Source organism: Agrobacterium tumefaciens, assembly GCF_005221385.1.
Classification (GTDB): Bacteria; Pseudomonadota; Alphaproteobacteria; order Rhizobiales; family Rhizobiaceae; genus Agrobacterium; species Agrobacterium tomkonis.
Genome location: NZ_CP039905.1, coordinates 215,104 through 233,355, shown reverse-complemented (window position 1 = coordinate 233,355; position 18,252 = coordinate 215,104). Strand labels below are relative to the sequence as shown.

Annotated in this window: 11 protein-coding genes and 1 pseudogene; 7 read left to right on the top strand and 5 right to left on the bottom strand. The window is 59.9% G+C overall.

Going from position 1 to position 18,252, the window contains the following annotated elements; genetic code table 11:
- The first annotated feature begins 11 nt into the window (after positions 1–11).
- On the top strand, positions 12–728 hold the full coding sequence (locus CFBP6623_RS26255) for an AbiV family abortive infection protein (protein WP_052760369.1): 717 nt from the start codon (positions 12–14) through the stop codon (positions 726–728).
- 82 nt (positions 729–810) lie between these two features.
- On the top strand, positions 811–1,989 hold the full coding sequence (locus tag CFBP6623_RS26250; RefSeq protein WP_208613764.1) for a restriction endonuclease: 1,179 nt from the start codon (positions 811–813) through the stop codon (positions 1,987–1,989).
- Between the two features lie 260 nt (positions 1,990–2,249).
- On the opposite strand, the gene CFBP6623_RS26245 is transcribed toward CFBP6623_RS26250, so the two are convergent.
- Entirely contained in the window at positions 2,250–5,582 is a 3,333-nt protein-coding gene (locus tag CFBP6623_RS26245) for a UvrD-helicase domain-containing protein (protein WP_080843358.1), read from the bottom strand.
- The gene (locus tag CFBP6623_RS26240; protein WP_080843357.1) at positions 5,579–8,230 is read right to left on the bottom strand and encodes a PD-(D/E)XK nuclease family protein; all 2,652 of its coding nucleotides are present in this window, start codon (positions 8,228–8,230) and stop codon (positions 5,579–5,581) included. Before CFBP6623_RS26240 ends, CFBP6623_RS26245 begins: the two co-directional genes overlap by 4 nt.
- Before the next feature lie 104 nt (positions 8,231–8,334).
- Here CFBP6623_RS26240 and CFBP6623_RS26235 point away from each other — a divergent pair, with 104 nt between their 5' ends.
- Positions 8,335–10,122, top strand: coding sequence for an ATP-dependent nuclease (locus CFBP6623_RS26235; protein WP_080843356.1), 1,788 nt, complete (start codon positions 8,335–8,337; stop codon positions 10,120–10,122).
- Complete coding sequence (locus tag CFBP6623_RS26230; RefSeq protein ID WP_080843355.1) at positions 10,115–11,896, top strand: ATP-dependent helicase; 1,782 nt, start codon at positions 10,115–10,117, stop codon at positions 11,894–11,896. The genes CFBP6623_RS26235 and CFBP6623_RS26230 overlap by 8 nt, the downstream gene beginning before the upstream one ends.
- A 47-nt stretch (positions 11,897–11,943) precedes the next feature.
- On the opposite strand, the gene CFBP6623_RS26225 is transcribed toward CFBP6623_RS26230, so the two are convergent.
- From CFBP6623_RS26225 to CFBP6623_RS26215, 3 genes are all read right to left on the bottom strand, one after another.
- Complete coding sequence (locus tag CFBP6623_RS26225) at positions 11,944–12,849, bottom strand: DUF4238 domain-containing protein (protein ID WP_080843354.1); 906 nt, start codon at positions 12,847–12,849, stop codon at positions 11,944–11,946.
- Positions 12,850–12,923: 74 nt separating this feature from the next.
- Positions 12,924–14,069 (bottom strand): C2H2-type zinc finger protein, encoded by a 1,146-nt coding sequence (locus CFBP6623_RS26220; RefSeq protein ID WP_080843353.1) that lies wholly within the window; start codon positions 14,067–14,069, stop codon positions 12,924–12,926.
- Positions 14,070–14,224: 155 nt separating this feature from the next.
- Positions 14,225–16,147, bottom strand: coding sequence for a hypothetical protein (locus CFBP6623_RS26215; RefSeq protein ID WP_080843352.1), 1,923 nt, complete (start codon positions 16,145–16,147; stop codon positions 14,225–14,227).
- Between the two features lie 9 nt (positions 16,148–16,156).
- Here CFBP6623_RS26215 and tnpA point away from each other — a divergent pair, with 9 nt between their 5' ends.
- The 3 genes and pseudogenes from tnpA to tnpC form a co-directional block, all read left to right on the top strand.
- The gene (tnpA, locus tag CFBP6623_RS26210; RefSeq protein ID WP_175415501.1) at positions 16,157–16,546 is read left to right on the top strand and encodes an IS66-like element accessory protein TnpA; all 390 of its coding nucleotides are present in this window, start codon (positions 16,157–16,159) and stop codon (positions 16,544–16,546) included.
- Entirely contained in the window at positions 16,543–16,890 is a 348-nt protein-coding gene (gene tnpB, locus CFBP6623_RS26205; protein WP_080842789.1) for an IS66 family insertion sequence element accessory protein TnpB, read from the top strand. The genes tnpA and tnpB overlap by 4 nt, the downstream gene beginning before the upstream one ends.
- 45 nt (positions 16,891–16,935) lie before the next feature.
- Positions 16,936–18,246, top strand: a pseudogene (gene tnpC, locus CFBP6623_RS26200) (IS66 family transposase); the annotation flags it as partial.
- Between the last annotated feature and the right edge of the window lie 6 nt (positions 18,247–18,252).

Genomic DNA, 18,252 nt, shown 5'->3' with positions numbered 1-18,252 from the left:
GGGCAGCATGCATGGCGGATAGCAAGGCGAGTGAGAATGAAGCGTCATTGGACGCTCTGCTCCAGGGCGCAGAGAAGATGTTCGCCAATGCGGAGCAGCTCTTCTTTGAGGCGGAGCTGCTGGCAAAGGCCGGTGCGGTGGCCCGCGCCCTTTGCCTGCACCAGATTTCGCTCGAGGAGTGTTCGAAGGTGAACAATCTTGGAGCGTGGGGTGTTAGCCTTGTCCTCGGCCTTGAGGTTGATCAGAAGAAGGTCTTGGCCGCGTTTGCGCGGCATTCGTCGAAAAACAAATCCAATGCTTACATGCTCGAACCATCCGAGGACGAGCGGGAGGCGCGAGCGCGTGGCGACTGGGACGCCGCGATGGAAGCGTTCAGGAAGGCTCAAGACGAATTTCATCGCGAGTCAAATCAAAACAAGAACGCGTCGTTCTATGTGGACTGGGTTGGCGGCGAGTTCGTTGCGCCAAATGAACGCATTACCAGCGAAATGCTTGAAGAGATCACCGAGAGAAACGCCGAGTTTCTTGGTTATGCGCAGAATGGATTGAAGACATTGAGGACATTGACGGCGTCGCCGGAAGTTCTCCGGGACGTGCTTTCTAGCCTTGTGGAGGAATCGGAAAAGCTGCGGGCGGAAAAGCCCGACAATCTCGCCGAGGCGATGGAAGCGATGTTGTCGCGCTTTCTGGAGGCAGGAAAGGCAAAATTGAGAGAGGGGTTTCAGTAAAGACTCGGTTTCATTGTGTTGCCTCCATGGCGAGGCGGAGTGGAGACGCATGCTTAGGTCGGATGCAACAGGTAGTGCTATCATGGCGGCTCTCGAGCAGTTCGAGGCGACGGAAGCCAATCTCATCAAGCTGGAACGGCTCTGGGACGAGATGGCAGCGCTGATCCCGACTGGAATCGCTTTCGGTGGGAATGTCGAATACGAGGATCGGGCGCGCTCTTTCGATGTTCTCGTCGCAAGCCTTCCGAAAATCGGGGGATGGAAGCCGACGGCGACACCTCCCGATCTCGACGGGCTCGCGCAAAGCCGGCTGGATGCGATGGAGCTCGATGAGCCAAGCGCGCATGTACCCGTCGAACGCTGGATCGAGGAGCCAGGGCGTGAACTGCAGGAGTACCGCTTCCGGTTCAACAATATGCGAAGGGCACTTATCCGTGACGCGCTCATCGGTTTGATTGATCAGATCGATGCGGACCTTCGAGGGGTTCGCGCGGTCGTAGGCGTGGACGCAGAACGCCGGCAGCAGATCGACAAAGAAGTATGGAGCGACATGCGTGAGCACATGAAGCAGATTGAGGTGCTGCTTGGTTCGAGCGTGAAGAAGCCGGCGCGGTGGTCCGACATGATGCGGCACATTCATTTTGGATGCGTCGGCGACCTCCACGATATCGAAGCGATGGACTGGCCTGACGTAAAGGACAGCCTGCGTAAGGGTTTGTACGGCGTCAACGAGGCGGTCCCTGTCCAGGTCGAGGACTTGTCGGCCTTGGTCGCCACGCGGCCCACTGGCCCAATCACGACGGCATTGAGCTGGTCTAAGATCGATGACCAGACTTTTGAACGTCTGATTTTCACGCTCATCAGCGACACCCTGGGCTACGAGAATCCAGAGTGGCTGATGCAGACGAGAGCGCCTGACAGAGGTCGAGATCTATCTGTGATGCGCGTGATTCAGGACGAGCTGTCGGGCACGTTGCGCCTTCGTGTTGTAATACAGTGTAAGCATTGGACGAGCCGTAGCGTGAGCCTCTCTGAGGTCTCGTCGACGAAGGATCAAATGTCGCTTTGGCCCAATCCTAGGGTCGATGTGCTGATCATAGCAACCAGCGGGCGCTTCACCGCTGATGCCGTGACTTGGATCGAGCAGCACAATGCAAATGGCGCGTCGCCGCGCATTGAGATGTGGCCCGAGAGCCATCTCGAACGCCTCTTGGCCGCTCGGCCTGCTATTATCGCGGAGTTCGGTTTACGCGGACACTGATCGGCCTTTGGGCGCTAACTCGCCCGAATTGGGACTACACGCTGCGGGCGTCTGAAAGCCGCCCGACCGCTGTGGTTGAGGAGCCGTCTGGGCGGCAGCTCGTGCCGATCCGGGAGTGGTGCTGCCGTCGTAGACTTGTCGCCGCGGCAATTAAGACGCGGAAATGCCGCTTCGCGAATTCGGACGTCACGCTGGAAACGGCCGTGCACCGCCAGTAAGCGGACCGCAAGCTTCTTGGTGACTTCCAGCGCGCGCCGGCTTCAAGGCGCGTCACGGTCGGCGACCGGCTCTCGCGATACGTGCTCGCCATTTTCAGCTTCGACCCAGACAATCTCGCCGCTGGTGAGATAGACAACAGCTCCCCGAGCGGCATGGGTCGCCGAGAGATAGTCACGCAATTGTTGCGCGTGTGCTTTGCGAACGGCGAGCGTGGGATTGACATCCGACTTCCAATCAAATGCGGTGTCGATACCCTGGTCGCTGATGGCCAAAGCATCTGCACGACCGGCGACAAGAACGTTCTCGTCCGACGCCCAGACTGGCATTTCAGGCACTAGACGAGGCCGCAGCTCAGCAATTTCAGGCAAGGCAAGCGTACGAAGGGCCGCCGCCGCCATTTCATTGGGATCGGGTCGCGCCCGATCATCCTCGGTGCCAGGCGTTAGCTGATCGAGTAGGAAGCGGGCGCGTGAGACGCTCGCCGCCAGTTCATTCGCGAGTTCGCCGGTTAGGAGCTCCTCCATAAGTTTATGCAAGATCACCCCGCGCCGAGCGCCGGCGCCTGCAATTTCGAGACGCTCGGCCTGGCTGTCTAAGGTGATCACCCCGTCGAGAGCATCGCCAAGACGATCACCGTCATGCTCGCTCGGCCGACGCCATACCAGAGGCGGCGCGCTGTCCTCGACAAAACGCTGTTCCGTCGCAAAAATTTGAGCCGATTGTTCATTCGGTTGAGAGGCGCCCGAACGGTTTGTCAGTGGCGTGAATGAAGAAAGATCCAGCTCCGGGACTTCAAGCTGACGAAGATCGACGGAGCTGAACCACGAATCCTTTGACGCTTGGGGGATATGAGGAAGTATCAGAAGGTTTCGCGCCCGTGTGCACGCCACATACCAAATTCTCTCCCGCTGATTGGCATCTTCGAGGCTTTCCGCCGCGCGCGCCGCAGCCAGCTCCGGGGGCGTGACGCCACCGATCATCCAATGCAGGCTGTTGTCAGATTGCCTGTGAACGAACTGGTCCGGCCGATAGAGCTCTGTCGTCGAGTTGATCGGAATGACCACCGGCCATTCCAACCCTTTCGCACTGTGGATCGTGACAATCTCGACCGCATGCTCAGCGGCGTCGATGCGACCCTCCGGTGCTCTCGCCTTGCGCTCCCAGTCAGAGTGGAGATCGCGGACGAAAGCGCGCAGGCCGGCAACTCCGTAGCTGCGCGCTCTCTCGATTAGCGCATCGAGGTTGGCGAGTGCCCGCGCGTTCCGGTTACCATGGCGCGCCGCGATGATGACGCGGGCGTTTAAACGCTCGAGGGCCTCGGCGAGAATGAGGCTCGGGGTGGTGACGGACGCCTTGCGCCGCAGGCTCTGCAGCAGAATGAGAATGTCCTTGGCCAGCGGATGCTGCACCAAGTCGGGGTCTGTGCGCACCGTAAAGAAGGTTTGCCCCGTCCCATCGGCGGATAGGGCGGCGGTTATGTCGAGCAGCTCCTGTTCGCTGAACCCAACCAATGGACCGCGCATGAATGCGCCGAAGGCGAATGTATCCGACGAGTCCGCCAGCACCCTTACAAGCGCCAGGACGTCCTGTGTTTCCTGCCGTCGCATCAAGGTCTGGCCAGCTTGCGACGACACCGCGAGGCCTCGCTGTTCGAGCGCCCGTTCATAGCGCCAGAGTTCTGTGTGACCCGGCGATAGCAGCGCGATGTCACCGGCCCGCAGGGGCGTGCGCGTGTTGTCGGCCCGCAGAATTGGCAGGTTTCCGACCAATCCTGCGCAGATATCCGCGACCCTTTCGGCTTCGGCGTCCCGGAACGTCTCTGCGTAAATGCGCTCGTCGGTCGCGATCTCGATCGTGGAACGTACCACGCAGGGGAGGGTTTGCGACACGTCGGACAGTGTTGGAGCAAGAGCGACATATCGGGGCTGCGAAGGCTTCGCAAAAACCGGTTCGAAACTTGCATTGACGTGGTGGATGATCGGGCTAAGCGATCGAAAATTGGCCGTGACCTCGATGATAGCTCCGCCGTCCTGGCCTTGGATCAGCCTGCGGCAAAGCTCGTAGGCTTCGATATCGGCACCCCGGAAGCGATAGATCGCCTGCTTCGGATCGCCGACAAGGAAAAGTGCTCCGGCACGCAGCCGCGCGGCCTCCCAATGCGTTGGGCGTTCGGCGGTCGCAGCGATTGAGAACAAAATTTCAATTTGAATGCGGTCTGTGTCCTGAAATTCGTCGACTAGAACATACCGATAGCGCCGCCCAACTGCCTGCCGAACCTCTTCGTGTGAGCGCATGAGAGACTGCACGTGAATTATCAGATCGTCGAAATCCAAAATTGCCGCCGCGCGTTTCCGGGCGCGATAGCTCTCCAGGAGTTGGTCAAGCGAGCCTGATAGCGAACAGACGAGCGTGCTCGCGATGTTGCCAATGAGCTGGCCCCATGCATCGTTGACCGCCTCGTACAGCGCCCGCCCAGCATCGTTGCCAATGTCATTGGTGTGAGCGCCAAAACCACGGGCGGCCTCGTCATAGGTCTTGAGCTGCAATCCCTTCCGTCCAAACAACCGGCCCGATCCTGGGTCGCAAAGCTGCCACAGCGAGCGGAAATCCGGATCGCCGGTGAAGCAGCCCTGGTAGCGCGTCGCAAGCCTTCGGAGCTCCTGTGCGATTTCTCGCTCCCATACCTCCTCCCCGACGCTTGCTCTCCATCGTTCGAAGTCGTCGACCGCCTGGACGAAGTCGATGTCAGGTCTCAAGCCTCGGGGCGGAACGATCGGCTGAGCATCGGCGTGCTTGCGCCGGAGGAGTGCAAGTTCGCGGACGAGGTCGACCACTTGCAGCGGGATTTGCTCTGCCAAGACGACGATCGGATCGTCCTCTGAGGCGTCAATCGCGAGCCGGCGTGAGAACCACGCTGATAATTCCGCCATGAACAAATTATCAGCGACGGTCGCGTCGGCGATGCGAGCGCCAGGATCAAGGCCGGCCTGGACGCCATGGCTGCGAATGATCGCCTGACAAAAGCCGTGGATGGTTGTCGCAGTCAACTCGTCGAGTTGCGTGGATGCGGCGACAAGGGCGCTTCGCTGCTGCTCGGAGAGCCCGTTCGGAATGACCGCCTTCAGGAAAGCTGGAATCTTGCCCGCCAGCAGGAGTTCGACGGTCTCCTTGATTCGCGCGGCAAGTTGGCTTGCCGCTAATTCGGTAAAGGTGATCGCGGCGATTTCACCGGGGCGGTGACCTGCGGCGAGCATCATTGCCACGCGCCCGGCCATGAGCGACGTCTTCCCGGTCCCTGCAGCCGCCTCCACCAGCAGGATCGACGAGAAGTCTGCCATTGCCCGGCAACGGTTATCCTGATCGACGAGCGTCATGTGGAGGCGCTCCAGAGCTTATTGAGCTGCTGGTTGGCTGCGCGGAATTCAGAGGCTTTGCGACGAAGATAGGTTTCGCGGTCCGCTGGAAGTGCAAGACGCATGTCGTCATAGAACGCGTCTTTCTCCCAACGGGGCGCAATCCGGCCGCTGCGCAAAATTGCCGTCGCCGCCGATAGGTAGCCGGTGGCGTGGGTGACCGCATCGTCGAGTTCGTCCCCCTTGAGCTCGAAGGTTGCCGGGTCATCCGCCAGATAAATCAGACGCGCGACCACTGTTCTGACCTCGGGCAACAAGGTCCGCACTGCAATTGCGTAGAGCACGCGCTGCAACTCGCGCCCTTGTCCAAGCGTGATCCGTTGGGCTCTTGGAGGCGGCTTGATACTTTTGTAGTCCGTGATCCGCGCGGCGTCGCCGGTCGCGCGAATATCCAGGCGGTCCATCCGGCCGCCGAAGACCAAGCCCGTCGGCTCAATCGGAACCGCCAAGGTTGCCTCCCATGGCACTTGTTCGGCTACCGGATCGATTTGGCCGAATGGCACCTCGGTCCAGCTTCGCGTGTCGGATCGCACCGGATCGTCGGAAGCAAGGCCTTTCGCCGTCCTGCGGGCCGCTTCTGTTACCGTATGGCGCCAGAGGATCGACGGCGGAACGGATCGTTGCAACGGCCATGCGGCGAGGATAGCCGCTGAAGAGCCTTCGATTGCTGCGTCGATTTCATCGGCGCTTGCGCGCGCGAAACCCGGCGTGGGCTCGAGCGCTGAGATCGCACCGCTGATCAACTCGTGCACGAGCTCGCCGAACGACGTTGGATCAAGCTCCAACGGGTCGGACTCTTGTCGAGCCGAGCGCCAGCCCAACGCATATCGCCAAACAAATCCCAGTGGGTCACGCAACAAACGCTGCAAGGAGGTCGTCGACTGGACCCGCATCAGGGCCGCCTCGATCGCTGGGTGATTGGCGTTCGACAATCCGTCATGTGCGGTGAGATCCGCGCGCCACTGCCAGTTTCGCCAGCAGAGCTGAGCCTGGCGCACATGGGCGAGCTGCCCGGCGTCGCGGGCGCGCGCCAGCAATCTGTCGGCTTCGCTGAAGGCGTGTTCTGGCACACGGTCGCGTTTGTGAACGACCAAGTCGCCCGGCCACAAGGTGCTTGGTGATAGCTGGCCGCCTCTGGCGTTTCGCTGAGCGCGCGACAAGACAAGTTGCTCGCGCGATTGTGCCCTTATGATCTCGAAATGAAGGCGGTCTCGCTCGGCGGTGCTCACCGGATGCAGCTTGCGGCGCTCAAGCATATGATGTGGGATTAGGGGATCGTCATGGTCCGAACGTGGCCAGGATCGGCTGGTGAAGCCAAGGAGACGTGTGAACGGTCGCGGACACGACACCAACTGCGATGCCGGACACCAGACAACGCTATTGGCCGGTTCGCGTTGATCCGCGACGCGTAGTGCTTGGAGCGATAGCGCAATTGCGTGCGGCGGGGCGCTTCGCAGTGCCTCTTCCCACATCGTCAGGCTGGCTCCGCTCAAAAGCCGCGTCCCCGCTTCGCTTCCAGCCTCTGGTCCTCGGGCAAGGAGATCGAGGATCGGCAGAAGCGTTTGCTCGGCCGGCTCGGCCGCGGCCCGCCGGGGCCTGGCCGCCGTCAGCGCTTCGCGCCATTGATCAAGCGTCCGTAACGCTGCGCCTCTCGGAATGCCGGCGAACCAATCTTCGGGAAGCGACCTGGCGAACGGCCGCGCCGGAAGGCGCCGGATTAGGCGCCAGACGCGTTCCTGGGTGAGACCTTTGACTAGAATATCGGCGAGAGCGGCGCAGGTCTGGCCGTCCGCTGTGCTCAGCGCCGGAACGCCGTGAGAAAAATGGACCGGCAGCGCCGCACTTCTCGCGTAGGCAAGAAAGTGGTCGTCCCAGTCTTGCGTCGAAGTCGCGGCGATTGCGATGTCTTCTGCCTTGACCTGGCCCGTCGATAGCAGTCGCCTAGCCCATCTCAGCGCCTCCACGACCTCGGACTTCGGATCGGCGCTCGCTTCGGCAGAAATCTGTGTGGGACCAGGGGCTGCGCACTTTCGGATCGCGCCGCCGAACCAAGGCTGCTCCACACCGTCCGGCATATCCCAGGACAGGTCGGTGACGCGCACGATCGCAGTGAGAAGCGGACGCCAAACCGGATCAACCTCGACGATTCCGGCAAGCGTGACGGATCCTAGCAGACGGCGGGCGTGATTGGCACGTTTGACGGCCGCGTCGCGAAGGTCGCGCGGTAGCAAATGGGTAGCCGGTATGCTCTCACGGATTCTCGCCTCGATCAGGGCAAGGTCGTGGAATCGCGCCGCCTCGTGGGCGAGTGAGGCTAAATCCAAGTCCGTCCGCCAGACCGAATCGAGCGATTGAAGGACCGCCCGTGGCATGCCCGGCAAACCTGCGATGTCGGCAATATCCTGAAAACCGCCGGCAGCAAGTGCTGCCTGGATCGCCGGGTAAAGTACATCGGTCCCTGCGGGTGTCGTGAACCCGCCGACAAGGCGGCCGGCGAGAAGGGGAAGCGTCAGGATTTCGCGGCCGATGGCACCGCCCATGGCGGCTGCAGCGCGAGCGCTGCGCAAAGCTAGCAAACCGTCGACGATGTGGGTAGAGCGAGTGATCATCTTGTTACTTTACGCTATTGTTCGACCGAGTCTCGATCATTGCCCAGGCTCTCGATCTACTCAAATGCTACGTAGTAAAAGCTTATGATTCCCGGGGGGATGCAATGCGTCTGAGCAAGTTGAGCATAAGAAATTTCAGGAACTTTCAATCTATCGATATTCCACTATCTGGCAATGTCGTGCTGCTTGGGCAGAATAGAGTCGGAAAAAGCAATCTGCTGTTCGCAATCCAGCTCATACTCGATCCAACCCTGCCTGACTCGGCCCGACAACTGAAGCTGACCGACTTCTGGGATGGTGGGCCGGCCGATTTCAGTGGGCCCATTGAGGTCCATTTGGAGCTCTCGGATTTCGCTACCGACATGGCCTTGACTGCGCTTTTGACCGATTTTCGCGCCGCTCACGATCCGACGGTCGCGCAGCTCAGCTACGTCTTCCGCAAGAAGTCCGACATCACTGGCGCTCCGCAATCAAGTGCCGATTGTGAGTTTCTCGTTTTCGGTGGCGGCGACGAAACCCGCTCGCTTCCTAGCAGGGTGCGTCGCCGCATCGCGATCGAGTTATTGGACGCCTTGCGCGATGCCGAAGGGCAATTGGGCAGCTGGCGCAATTCGCCATTGCGCCCTCTGCTCGAGGATGCCGTCTCCGGGATCAGCCGCGCGGACATCGACGCAGTGGCTGCCGAACTCGACAAGGCGACCAAGACGCTCGAAACGTTTCCGACGATCAAGACGCTGGAAGATGAATTGCGGGCGGGTATCGTCCATCTTTCCGGAAAGCCACACGACATCGATGCTCGCCTGAGATTCGCGCCGAACGACCCGCTGCGCCTTTTTCGGGCGATTGCGATGTTCATCGACAATGGAAAGCGTGGCATTGGGGATGCCAGTCTTGGCTCGGCCAACGTGGCGTTGTTGGCTTTGAAGCTCGCAGAATTCTCATGGCGCCGGAAGAAGAACGAACGAAACTTCTCGCTCCTTTGCATCGAGGAGCCAGAGGCGCACCTTCATCCGCAACTCCAGCGATCCGTCTTCAAGAAGCTGCTTGGCAACGTCGACGCGTCGCAGTCGATGATCGTCACCAGTCATTCGCCGACCTTGGCAGCAGTCACCCCGTTGCGCTCAATCGTCCAGTTGAAGAAGCAGGCTGGGGCGACCCAGGCATTCTCGTTGGCGAACCTGCCGGTAACGCCGGACGAGATCGACGATCTTGAAACGTATCTCAATGCGACACGCGCTGAGCTGCTGTTCGCCCGAGGCGCCATTTTCATTGAGGGAGACGCGGAGGAAGCGCTCCTGCCCATCTTCGCCTCATCACTCGGTCATTCGCTGGATGAGCTTGGGATAACGGTCTGCAATGTCGGCGGGGTCAACTTCCGCCCCTATGTAAAGCTCGCTGAAGCATTGAAGCTTCCCTATAGCGTGATCACCGACTGGGATCCTCTCGATGGCACCAAGCCTCCTCTGGGAAAGAAGCGGACTCTGGATCTCTGGCAGGATATACTCGCGGTTCGCGGTCTGCCGCTCCTCACGCCTGCGCAACTGGCAACATGGGAGCCAATGGACCATGCCGCGTTCAGCGTGAACGCAGCAAAATCTGGCATATTTCTCAACGATCAAACCTTTGAAGTGTCTGTTGCCAATACGCCCGTCCTGCTGAAACCGCTTCTCGATATCCTGGGTGAGCAGGACTTTGGCTCGGTGCGAACGGGACGCATCGCCGCCTGGCGAGCTGGTGCGGCGGTCGATGCCCCACAATTGCTTGCCATGATCGCCGACATTGGCAAGGGGCGGCTCGGCGCCCGCCTGGCGAAGAAATCCGTAGGCCTCAAGCCGCCGGCCTATATCGAAAGCGCGATCAACGCGGTCGTTGGATTGGTTGCTCATGTCTAGTGATCGCTCGCTTCTTCAGGCCCTAGCGGAGCTCAAGTCGAACCCGGAACAGTCGGCCGCTGTCGTTGAAACCGGGCATTGCATCGTGCTGGCCGGTCCCGGAAGTGGGAAGACCAAAACTCTGACCACGGCTATGGCGCGGGTTTTGGCCCAAGACGTCGCCGAACCCCGAGGTGTCGCCTGCATCACCTACAATAACGAGTGCGCTATCGAACTCGAAACCCGTCTCGCCCGCCTTGGCGTTGTTCCTGGAGATCGCGCCTTCATCGGCACCGTGCACGGCTTTGCGGCGAGCCAGGTGATTGGCCCCTATGCCCGCTGTGTGCCAATCGGCCTTCCTGCGAACTTCAGGGTTGCGACGCGATTGGAAGCGAGAGCTGCGGTGGAGGTCGCGTACAGGAACGCCATCAACGGTACCGACAATCCGCACCAGCGTTGGGAGTTCGCGTCCGAGAAGCGCAAGCGCGACGTTGATCGTTCGCGTCCTGAATGGCGTGGGCGCAATCCCGAACTGGCCGCTTTCATCGAGACCTATGAGGCGGAACTGCGGCGACAGGGTCTGCTCGATTTCGATGACATGCCGCTTCTGGCCTATCGCATGATCAAGGAAAACGTCTGGATCCGTGAGGCACTTCGCGCGCGTTTCCCGGTGTTGTTCGTCGACGAGTATCAGGATCTCGGCCATGCGCTACATGAACTCGTTCTGCTCTTGTGCTTTGAGGGCGGAATCCGACTTTTCGCCGTTGGCGATGCTGACCAGTCGATCTATGCCTTTGCCGGCGCCAATCCCGAACTCCTCGAAAGCCTTACGCGCCGCACGGATGTGCGGACCATCAAACTGCGGTTCAACTATCGTTCCGGCGGAAAAATTATTCGCGCGTCTCTGGGTGCGCTCGGTGAAGAACGCGACTACCGTGGCGTCGACGGCGCGCCCGAAGGAGATCTAAGCTTCTGGGAGGCGCCCTATGGCCTTGACTCGCAGGCGCAAGTCATCGCCGATACGATCATCCCAAAGCTTATCGAGCAAGGATTCGAGCTTGGGCAGATCGCGGTCCTTTACCGAGCCGCGTGGCTCGGCGACAAGGTCGCCACCGTAATGAAAGATGCCAACATTCCCTTTGTTCGAACCGACACCAACGCCCTGGTTAGGAGAAACTCGCGCCTTGCGCGCTTCATTGAGGAGTGCGCGCGCTGGGCGACCGGTGGTTGGCGTGATGCCGATCCACCCTATGCGCGGCTTTTGTCGCAGGCGATCACGCTTGTGTTCGGGCGGCATGCCAGCGAAGGCGAGGAACAGGATTTGTCCGCGCAGCTTATGGCGTTCCTGAATGCATCAATCGGGACTGCGGAGACGACGCATGCGTGGCTGCAGCGTTTCTCGCGAGAGCTCATAACGCCATGGAGTGACGTTGCGCGAAATTCCGAACAAGAATGGCAAGTCTGCGACGAAATGATCGCCAATACGGATCCGGCGCGTGACCTCGATCTCTCGCTGGCGCACTTCGCTGGGCGTATCGAAGGAGCAGGGCGCGTTAACCTCAGTACACTGCATAGCGCGAAGGGCAGGGAGTTTGACGCCGTCATCATGTACGGGGTCAACAACACAGATTTCCCGAGCGATCGGGATAAACGCACACCGGCCGGGCTTCGAGAAGCAAGGCGCTTGTTCTATGTCGGCGTGACTCGGCCGAAAAAACACCTCAGCCTGGTTTTTCAGGAGCAGCACTTTTCCCCTTGGGTCCTTGAACTGTTTCAAAGAAGCCAGAAAGAATAGCAGGCTGCCGCTCACTTGTAGTCGTCAAAAACTGGTCGAGATGAGACCTAAGCGCGCCGGCGAAAGACAATCTTGCGCTGTGAACTTTCAACAAGGTCGTAGGGTGCCCAGGTCATATCCACAGCGATGTTGTCGGCAGGGGTGATCAAGTGGCGTACATAGTCGAATTTGGCGAATTGACCAACGAAGTGCCGGTTGAAACCCATGGCAGTAGCAGCGTCGATTTCTCGATTTGAAAATGCGCCATCGAAGTCGCCGAGGACCAGGCAGGCCATCGTGGTTGGGTTGAGCGTCAACACGAGTTGGTATGGAACCATGCCGGGAAGCGGGAGCGCCATTGCCGGATGGTGCGGAGCGGGCATCGAGAACACTGGAGTTGTTGAGGAACGTAGGGCGATCGGAGAGCGAAGTATCATCATAAGAGCGCCTTTGAAGCTGCTCTCTGCCCATGCCGTTGATGAGGCCATTTGATTCTGCATTGCTTTGGCCAGGTTCGGATCAGCGTGCATCGCCGCGTAGGCGGCGCGTTCCTCATCGGCGAAAGCGATTTCCGCAAGCGGGTCCCTCGCCATCTGCGTGAGCTCATTCATTGTGCTTTGGTAGTGCGGCGTCCGGGCCTCGAGATGCCGTATCAGGGCGTAAAGGATCGCTCTGTCGGATTGATCGAGGGCGTCGGTCCGGCCGCTCACGATTTTTGCCCACGTGTCGCTTTGCGAGATCGGCGTTTCGACGCGACGGTTGATATCCGTTTCGGCCGACACCGGAATGCCGGCGCGCAGGTGCACATAGAAGTCACGTTCGTAGCCGAGGCTCTCGATGGAACGTTCGCCCCAGACCGCCATTGAGCCATGCTTTCCGACCGTCGTTATCCTGGCTTTCGCCTCGTCGACGGCAAAGTTTCGCAGGAAGAACTGTGGAACGTAGTGATGGTCGCGAGGTTCGTTCGTTGCCATTTTTTAAATCCAGCAGCGTGAGGGTTACGGGGTCAAAACCTGAGACCCGAGGTGACCGTGTGATCGTCTGCATGCTACCGCAATAAGTCGGCGCTACCTCGCTTGCGCAGAAAAGCACGCATTGCATCGGAAACAGGGTGCTCGACGTCGAAAACGCCGAAACGCTGGCGGAAGCGGTCCCAATGTCGATCGAGCTGGCCAAGGCGGCGGGCGTCCGGGCAGATCCAAATCCAATCAAGGCGCCACGGCCTTTCACTCGCCCCATCCTGCGGCCGGAAAGAGCACGCGCCGATGACGCGCTCCTCTTCGTCGGAGAATAGGAACCCGATCGCGTCGGGATCGTGCTGGGCTTCTAACGACCACTGTGTGAAGTCGTAGCCGAGTTCGCGCTTAAATTCGAGCGCCCGGCTGTAGACTTCTGCGCGTTTCCATTTCGGGGACCTGGCATCTACCCATGCGGCATTCAGATCTCGATTGAGTGCTTCGCTGAAGCGTCGATGCGGCTTGGGTTCGATGACGGAGAATCGCTTCCGGTGGAAAGAACGATGCAATTGCCCATCGGTCCGAGAGCCCTTGACGTACGTCATTCCGCAATCGGGGCATGTCACTGCTATCGCTTCGGGCCGCTTGCGGTACTTTGGGGACCGAGCGGTGAGCCACAACGCGTGACCGTCGTCGTCAAAGGCACATTCCAAGCGATATCCCGATGATGTCTTGAGCGACGTTATCATGCCCCTCCACTCCCGATGCGGGGCAGAAAGCGTGATCGGCGGGAGGCGGTGCCGGTTCGCCTCGTAGAAGAGCACTGAAATCTCCTCGTCGGTCAGGTGCGTTGTTGCGTCCAGACGCGGGCGAACGCGCGCGCAAAGGTCGGCGACATCGATGCGGAAGCCGAGTCGCTCCAGCCAAATGCAAAGCGCCGCGGTATCGGCCGCTGAAAGCATGTCATATCCAGAGTCGTCGTCGTTGCGGCGCTGCGGTCGAGGGAACACCGAGCGAAAAGGCAGGCCCAGCGCTCCTGCCAAAATTTTGGGGTCGACGACGGCTGGAGGATCGAGTCGGCGATCCTGTGAAAGAAGATAGTCCTCGAGATCAACGGCGGAGGCCCACCCCGACGCCGCGATGCGCCCGTCCATCGCATTTGCGCGACGTGACATCGCCGGTGCGGGCTTTTGCAAGGCACGCCACATTGCTTCTATCGTTTGAGCTTCGATCTCCATGCGGTCGCCATCAAAGTATTGCGAATCAAGAGTTTCACGAATCCGACGATACTCGCGTTACTCAAAGCGGTCTCTAGCCTAAGCCCACAGCGGATTGCATTGTGAAAGATAGGCGCTTGAACTAGCCAACCAGCCTTCGACGTGGCCGCGGATAACTATTCGGCGGCCCTCGTAACCGTTATCCAGTGTAGGACTTCTTTCGCCGTTGCAGCATCTCCAAGATCTATTAAAGCGTCACTGGACACTTCATCATTCGAACCGTCGGCCCAATGCCGAGCAGGATGGCGGCTTGGTAGAAGACTTGAGATCCTCTCCGCATGATCCAGGTCTCGCTCTCTCAGAACCCTTGCTAACAACGCCACGAACAGACGGCGGTCTTGGTCTGAGTTTAAAGCAGTCGCGATCCTATCTATAGCCTCGGTCGTTCCTCGAATGCCAACTACAATGACAAGACCGTCGGCGATCGAGGCAGGAAGTGATATTAAGGATTTAGGGGTTATCCGCGAGACCAGCTCATCGGAAAGGTACTCGACCTGGTTTATGAGAGCACCGCTCGCAGCTTCCCCAACAGCAAGCCGCTTTCCCTTTTGCGACATCTGAAAAACCTCAGATCGACGCGCGTCGTCTCCATGCTTAAGCGCGCACCCAAGGCAAGTTCGCGCGAGAACCCAGTCCTCGGTATGCCTAGCGAGTTCAACCAGCTTTGAAACTGTGGCGTCGCCAAGCGATGGAAACTCCGAGAGGAGGTCGGCCGCACCCCGAGCAATCGGATAGTTGCCATCGTCGGTACCGCGAGGGGAGTGTTTCGACCAATCATCCTGGACCAGGGTCATCAACGCATCCACGTGGTCAACGTGCGGCTTGGCCTGGAGCTGAGCAAGCAGTGCTTTTCTAGTTGGGCTAGATTTCCGCTCTGCAAGTGACAGGATCTCTTGTGGCAGCGGTCCCGCTTTGGGCGCTGCAACCGCAGTGAGCGCCTCTGCGGCTACCTTTGCATATTTGTGTCCCAGGGCGCCATCGACCACATCCGTCATGCCACGCGCGATGGCGACCTTTATGGCAAGTAGAGCGTCATCTAGCGGTCTCTCCGCCTTGATGAAGAGTTTGACGTCTTGGCTGACATCGAGAGGCTCGTGAAAAGCGAGTTCAAGGCGCAGTCTACGCACGTCATCGGGTGCATCCACGATGCTTTGTAGAAGCTCGATGGCGCTCTTCCCAACGAAAGGATGTTTTTCTTGGTAGATTGCAGAGGCCGCTGCGCCGATCTCACGTAGAGTGTCGGGTAACGCCTCAATTTTTGCCCTTGCATCGGCAGGAAGAGCGCCTCTTCTTCTGCCCGTCAATGCGCTTATGTCGGCAAGATCGATCGCCAGCTCAATCGCACTTCGGGCGTCGTTTCGACCCGAAAGCCCTGAGATCACGTTCGAAACAGCCTGCGGGCAATGGTGGAACGCGGCCCGAAGTGCGGCAGAACGGACCGTTGGATCGGGATGGCTGTCCTTCAGCCGGCGTTCAAGCTTCTCAGCAAATGTGGGCATCCAAGACGCATCGAGTGCGGCCCAAAACTCACTTTCATCTTCTGTCCCATATGAAGAAGCGTAGGCTGCCTCAAGTTCTTCAAAGGTTGGCTTTCGCGCGTCTTCCCCAACCATCGAGCGTAGCCAGCGTGAGCGCAGCGATTTTAGGTGGCGATGGGATATGAGGTGAGCGTAGCCAGGCCCCGCCCGCACCGCATCGATGTATGACTCAAGATACTTATCCGCAGTGTAACCGTCTTCATTGTCTGAAAGATGCTCAGCATAGTCCTCCGAAATCTCCTCGTTGACTATAAGAAGATGATTTTCTTCGCTGCGTTTTCGTTCTTCGTCGGTAGTGGTGTAGGCGCGAACAGCTTCATCAACGACCGACTCGAATGCGCTTAGATTCTCGAGAGCGCCGGCGGCGATCGTATCGTCGTTCGTAATGACCCCAAAGTAGACAGATCGCGTGTAAGCCCACGGTGAGGGCCGTCTTGCGAGCTTGATGCGAACATCGGAAGTCCTAGTGCAAACACTAGGAGTAGTCCTATGACGAAGCATCCGATTGAAGTGATCACGTCTGTCGAGCGCCGTCGGCGCTGGTCTCGCGAGGACAAAGAGCGGCTAGTTGCAGCCTGCCTTGAGCCTGGTGCGGTTCTTTCCGAGATTGCCCGTGCGGCCGGCATCCACGTGAGCCAGCTCTTTCGGTGGCGCAAGGAACTCTGCCGAATCGAGGAACCGAGGCCTGATACGGCGAGCACGTTGGTGCCCGTGATCGTGTCGGAGGCCTCGCCGGCAGTCCAGCCCGCCGCCACGGAAACGCCAGTCGCGCCGCAACCCCGTCGGAAGCGTAGCGATGTGACGATTGAGCTGGGCCGCGGTCGCCGTGTCCGTGTGGACAGCGACATCGACACGGAGGCGCTCGGTCGCATTCTCGACTGTGTGCTGGGTCGGCGATGATCCCGGTCCCCGCTGGTGTGAAGGTCTGGCTGGCGACAGGCCATACAGACATGCGCAAGGGTTTCCCTGGTCTGTCACTGATGGTGCAAGAGACGCTGAAGCGCGATCCGATGTGCGGACACCTGTTCGTCTTCCGCGGTCGTGGCGGTGGCCTGATCAAGGTCATCTGGCATGATGGCCAAGGAGCCTGCCTGTTCACGAAGAAGCTGGAACGTGGACGCTTCATATGGCCATCGTCGGCCGATGGGACGGTCGTGATTACCCCTGGGCAACTCGGTTATTTGCTGGAAGGGATCGACTGGCGGATGCCGCAAAAAACCTGGCGACCGACGTCGGCCGGATAAGCAAAAACGCTGGAATCGCTGGATGGAATATGATTCCATCAGGTCATGGACGATGCGGCTGAACAGCTTCCCGACGACCTTGCCGGCGCACTTGCGGCCCTGGCGGCGGAGCGTGCTCTGCGGATTGCGGCCGAGGCAGAGGCCGCGACCGCCAAGGCAGAGGCCGCCAGCGCGAAGGCGCTCGTATCGCATTCCGAGGCGCTAATCGCGCGGTTGAAGCTGGAGATCGAGAAGGTCCGCCGCGAGCTCTACGGCAGCCGCTCCGAGCGCAAAGCGCGGCTTCTCGAACAGATGGAACTGCAGCTCGAGGAGCTGGAGGCTGATGCTGGCGAAGATGAACTGGCGGCGGAGATCGCAGCCAATGCCTCGACCGTCAGGGCCTTCGAGCGCAAGCGACCATCACGGAAACCGTTCCCCGAACATCTGCCGCGCGAGCGCGTCGTCATCGCTGCCCCGACGAGTTGCCCCTGCTGCGGCTCGGCCAAGCTGTCGAAGCTCGGTGAGGACATCACGGAGACCCTGGAGGTCATCCCGCGTCAGTGGAAGGTCATTCAGACCGTGCGGGAGAAGTTCTCCTGCCGCGAATGCGAGAAGATCTCGCAGCCGCCAGCACCCTTCCATGTGACGCCGCGCGGCTTTGCCGGCCCGAACCTTCTGGCGATGATCCTGTTCGAGAAGTTCGCCCAGCATCAGCCGCTCAATCGCCAGAGCGAGCGCTATGCCCGCGAGGGGATCGACCTCAGCATGTCGACGCTGGCCGATCAGGTCGGCGCTTGTGCAGCGGCCCTGAAGCCAATCCATTCGTTAATCGAGGCCCATGTCCTGGCGGCCGAGCGACTGCATGGCGACGACACGACCGTGCCGATCCTGGCGAAGGGAAAGACCGATACGGGCCGCATCTGGACCTATGTCCGGGATGACCGGCCGTTTGGCGGGCTGTCACCGCCTGCGGCTTTGTTCTACGCATCGCGAGACCGGCGACAGGAGCATCCCGAACGCCACCTGAAGACCTTCTCCGGCATTCTGCAGGCGGATGCCTATGGCGGCTACAATCCGCTGTTCAAGGTAGATCGCGATCCCGCGCCTCTGCGCCAAGCACTTTGCTGGGCACATTCACGCCGCAAGTTCTTCGTGCTGGCCGACATCGCCGCGAACGCCAAACGTGGCAGCAAAGCTGCGCCGATCTCGCCAATGGCATTGGAGGCCGTCAAACGGATCGATGCCCTGTTCTATGTCGAACGGGAGATCAACGGTCTTGCCGCCGAGCAGCGTCTGGAGCGCCGCCGCAAAGACAGCCAGCCACTCGCCGAAGAGCTGCATGATTGGCTCCAAACCGAGCGGGCAAAATTGTCGCGCAGTTAG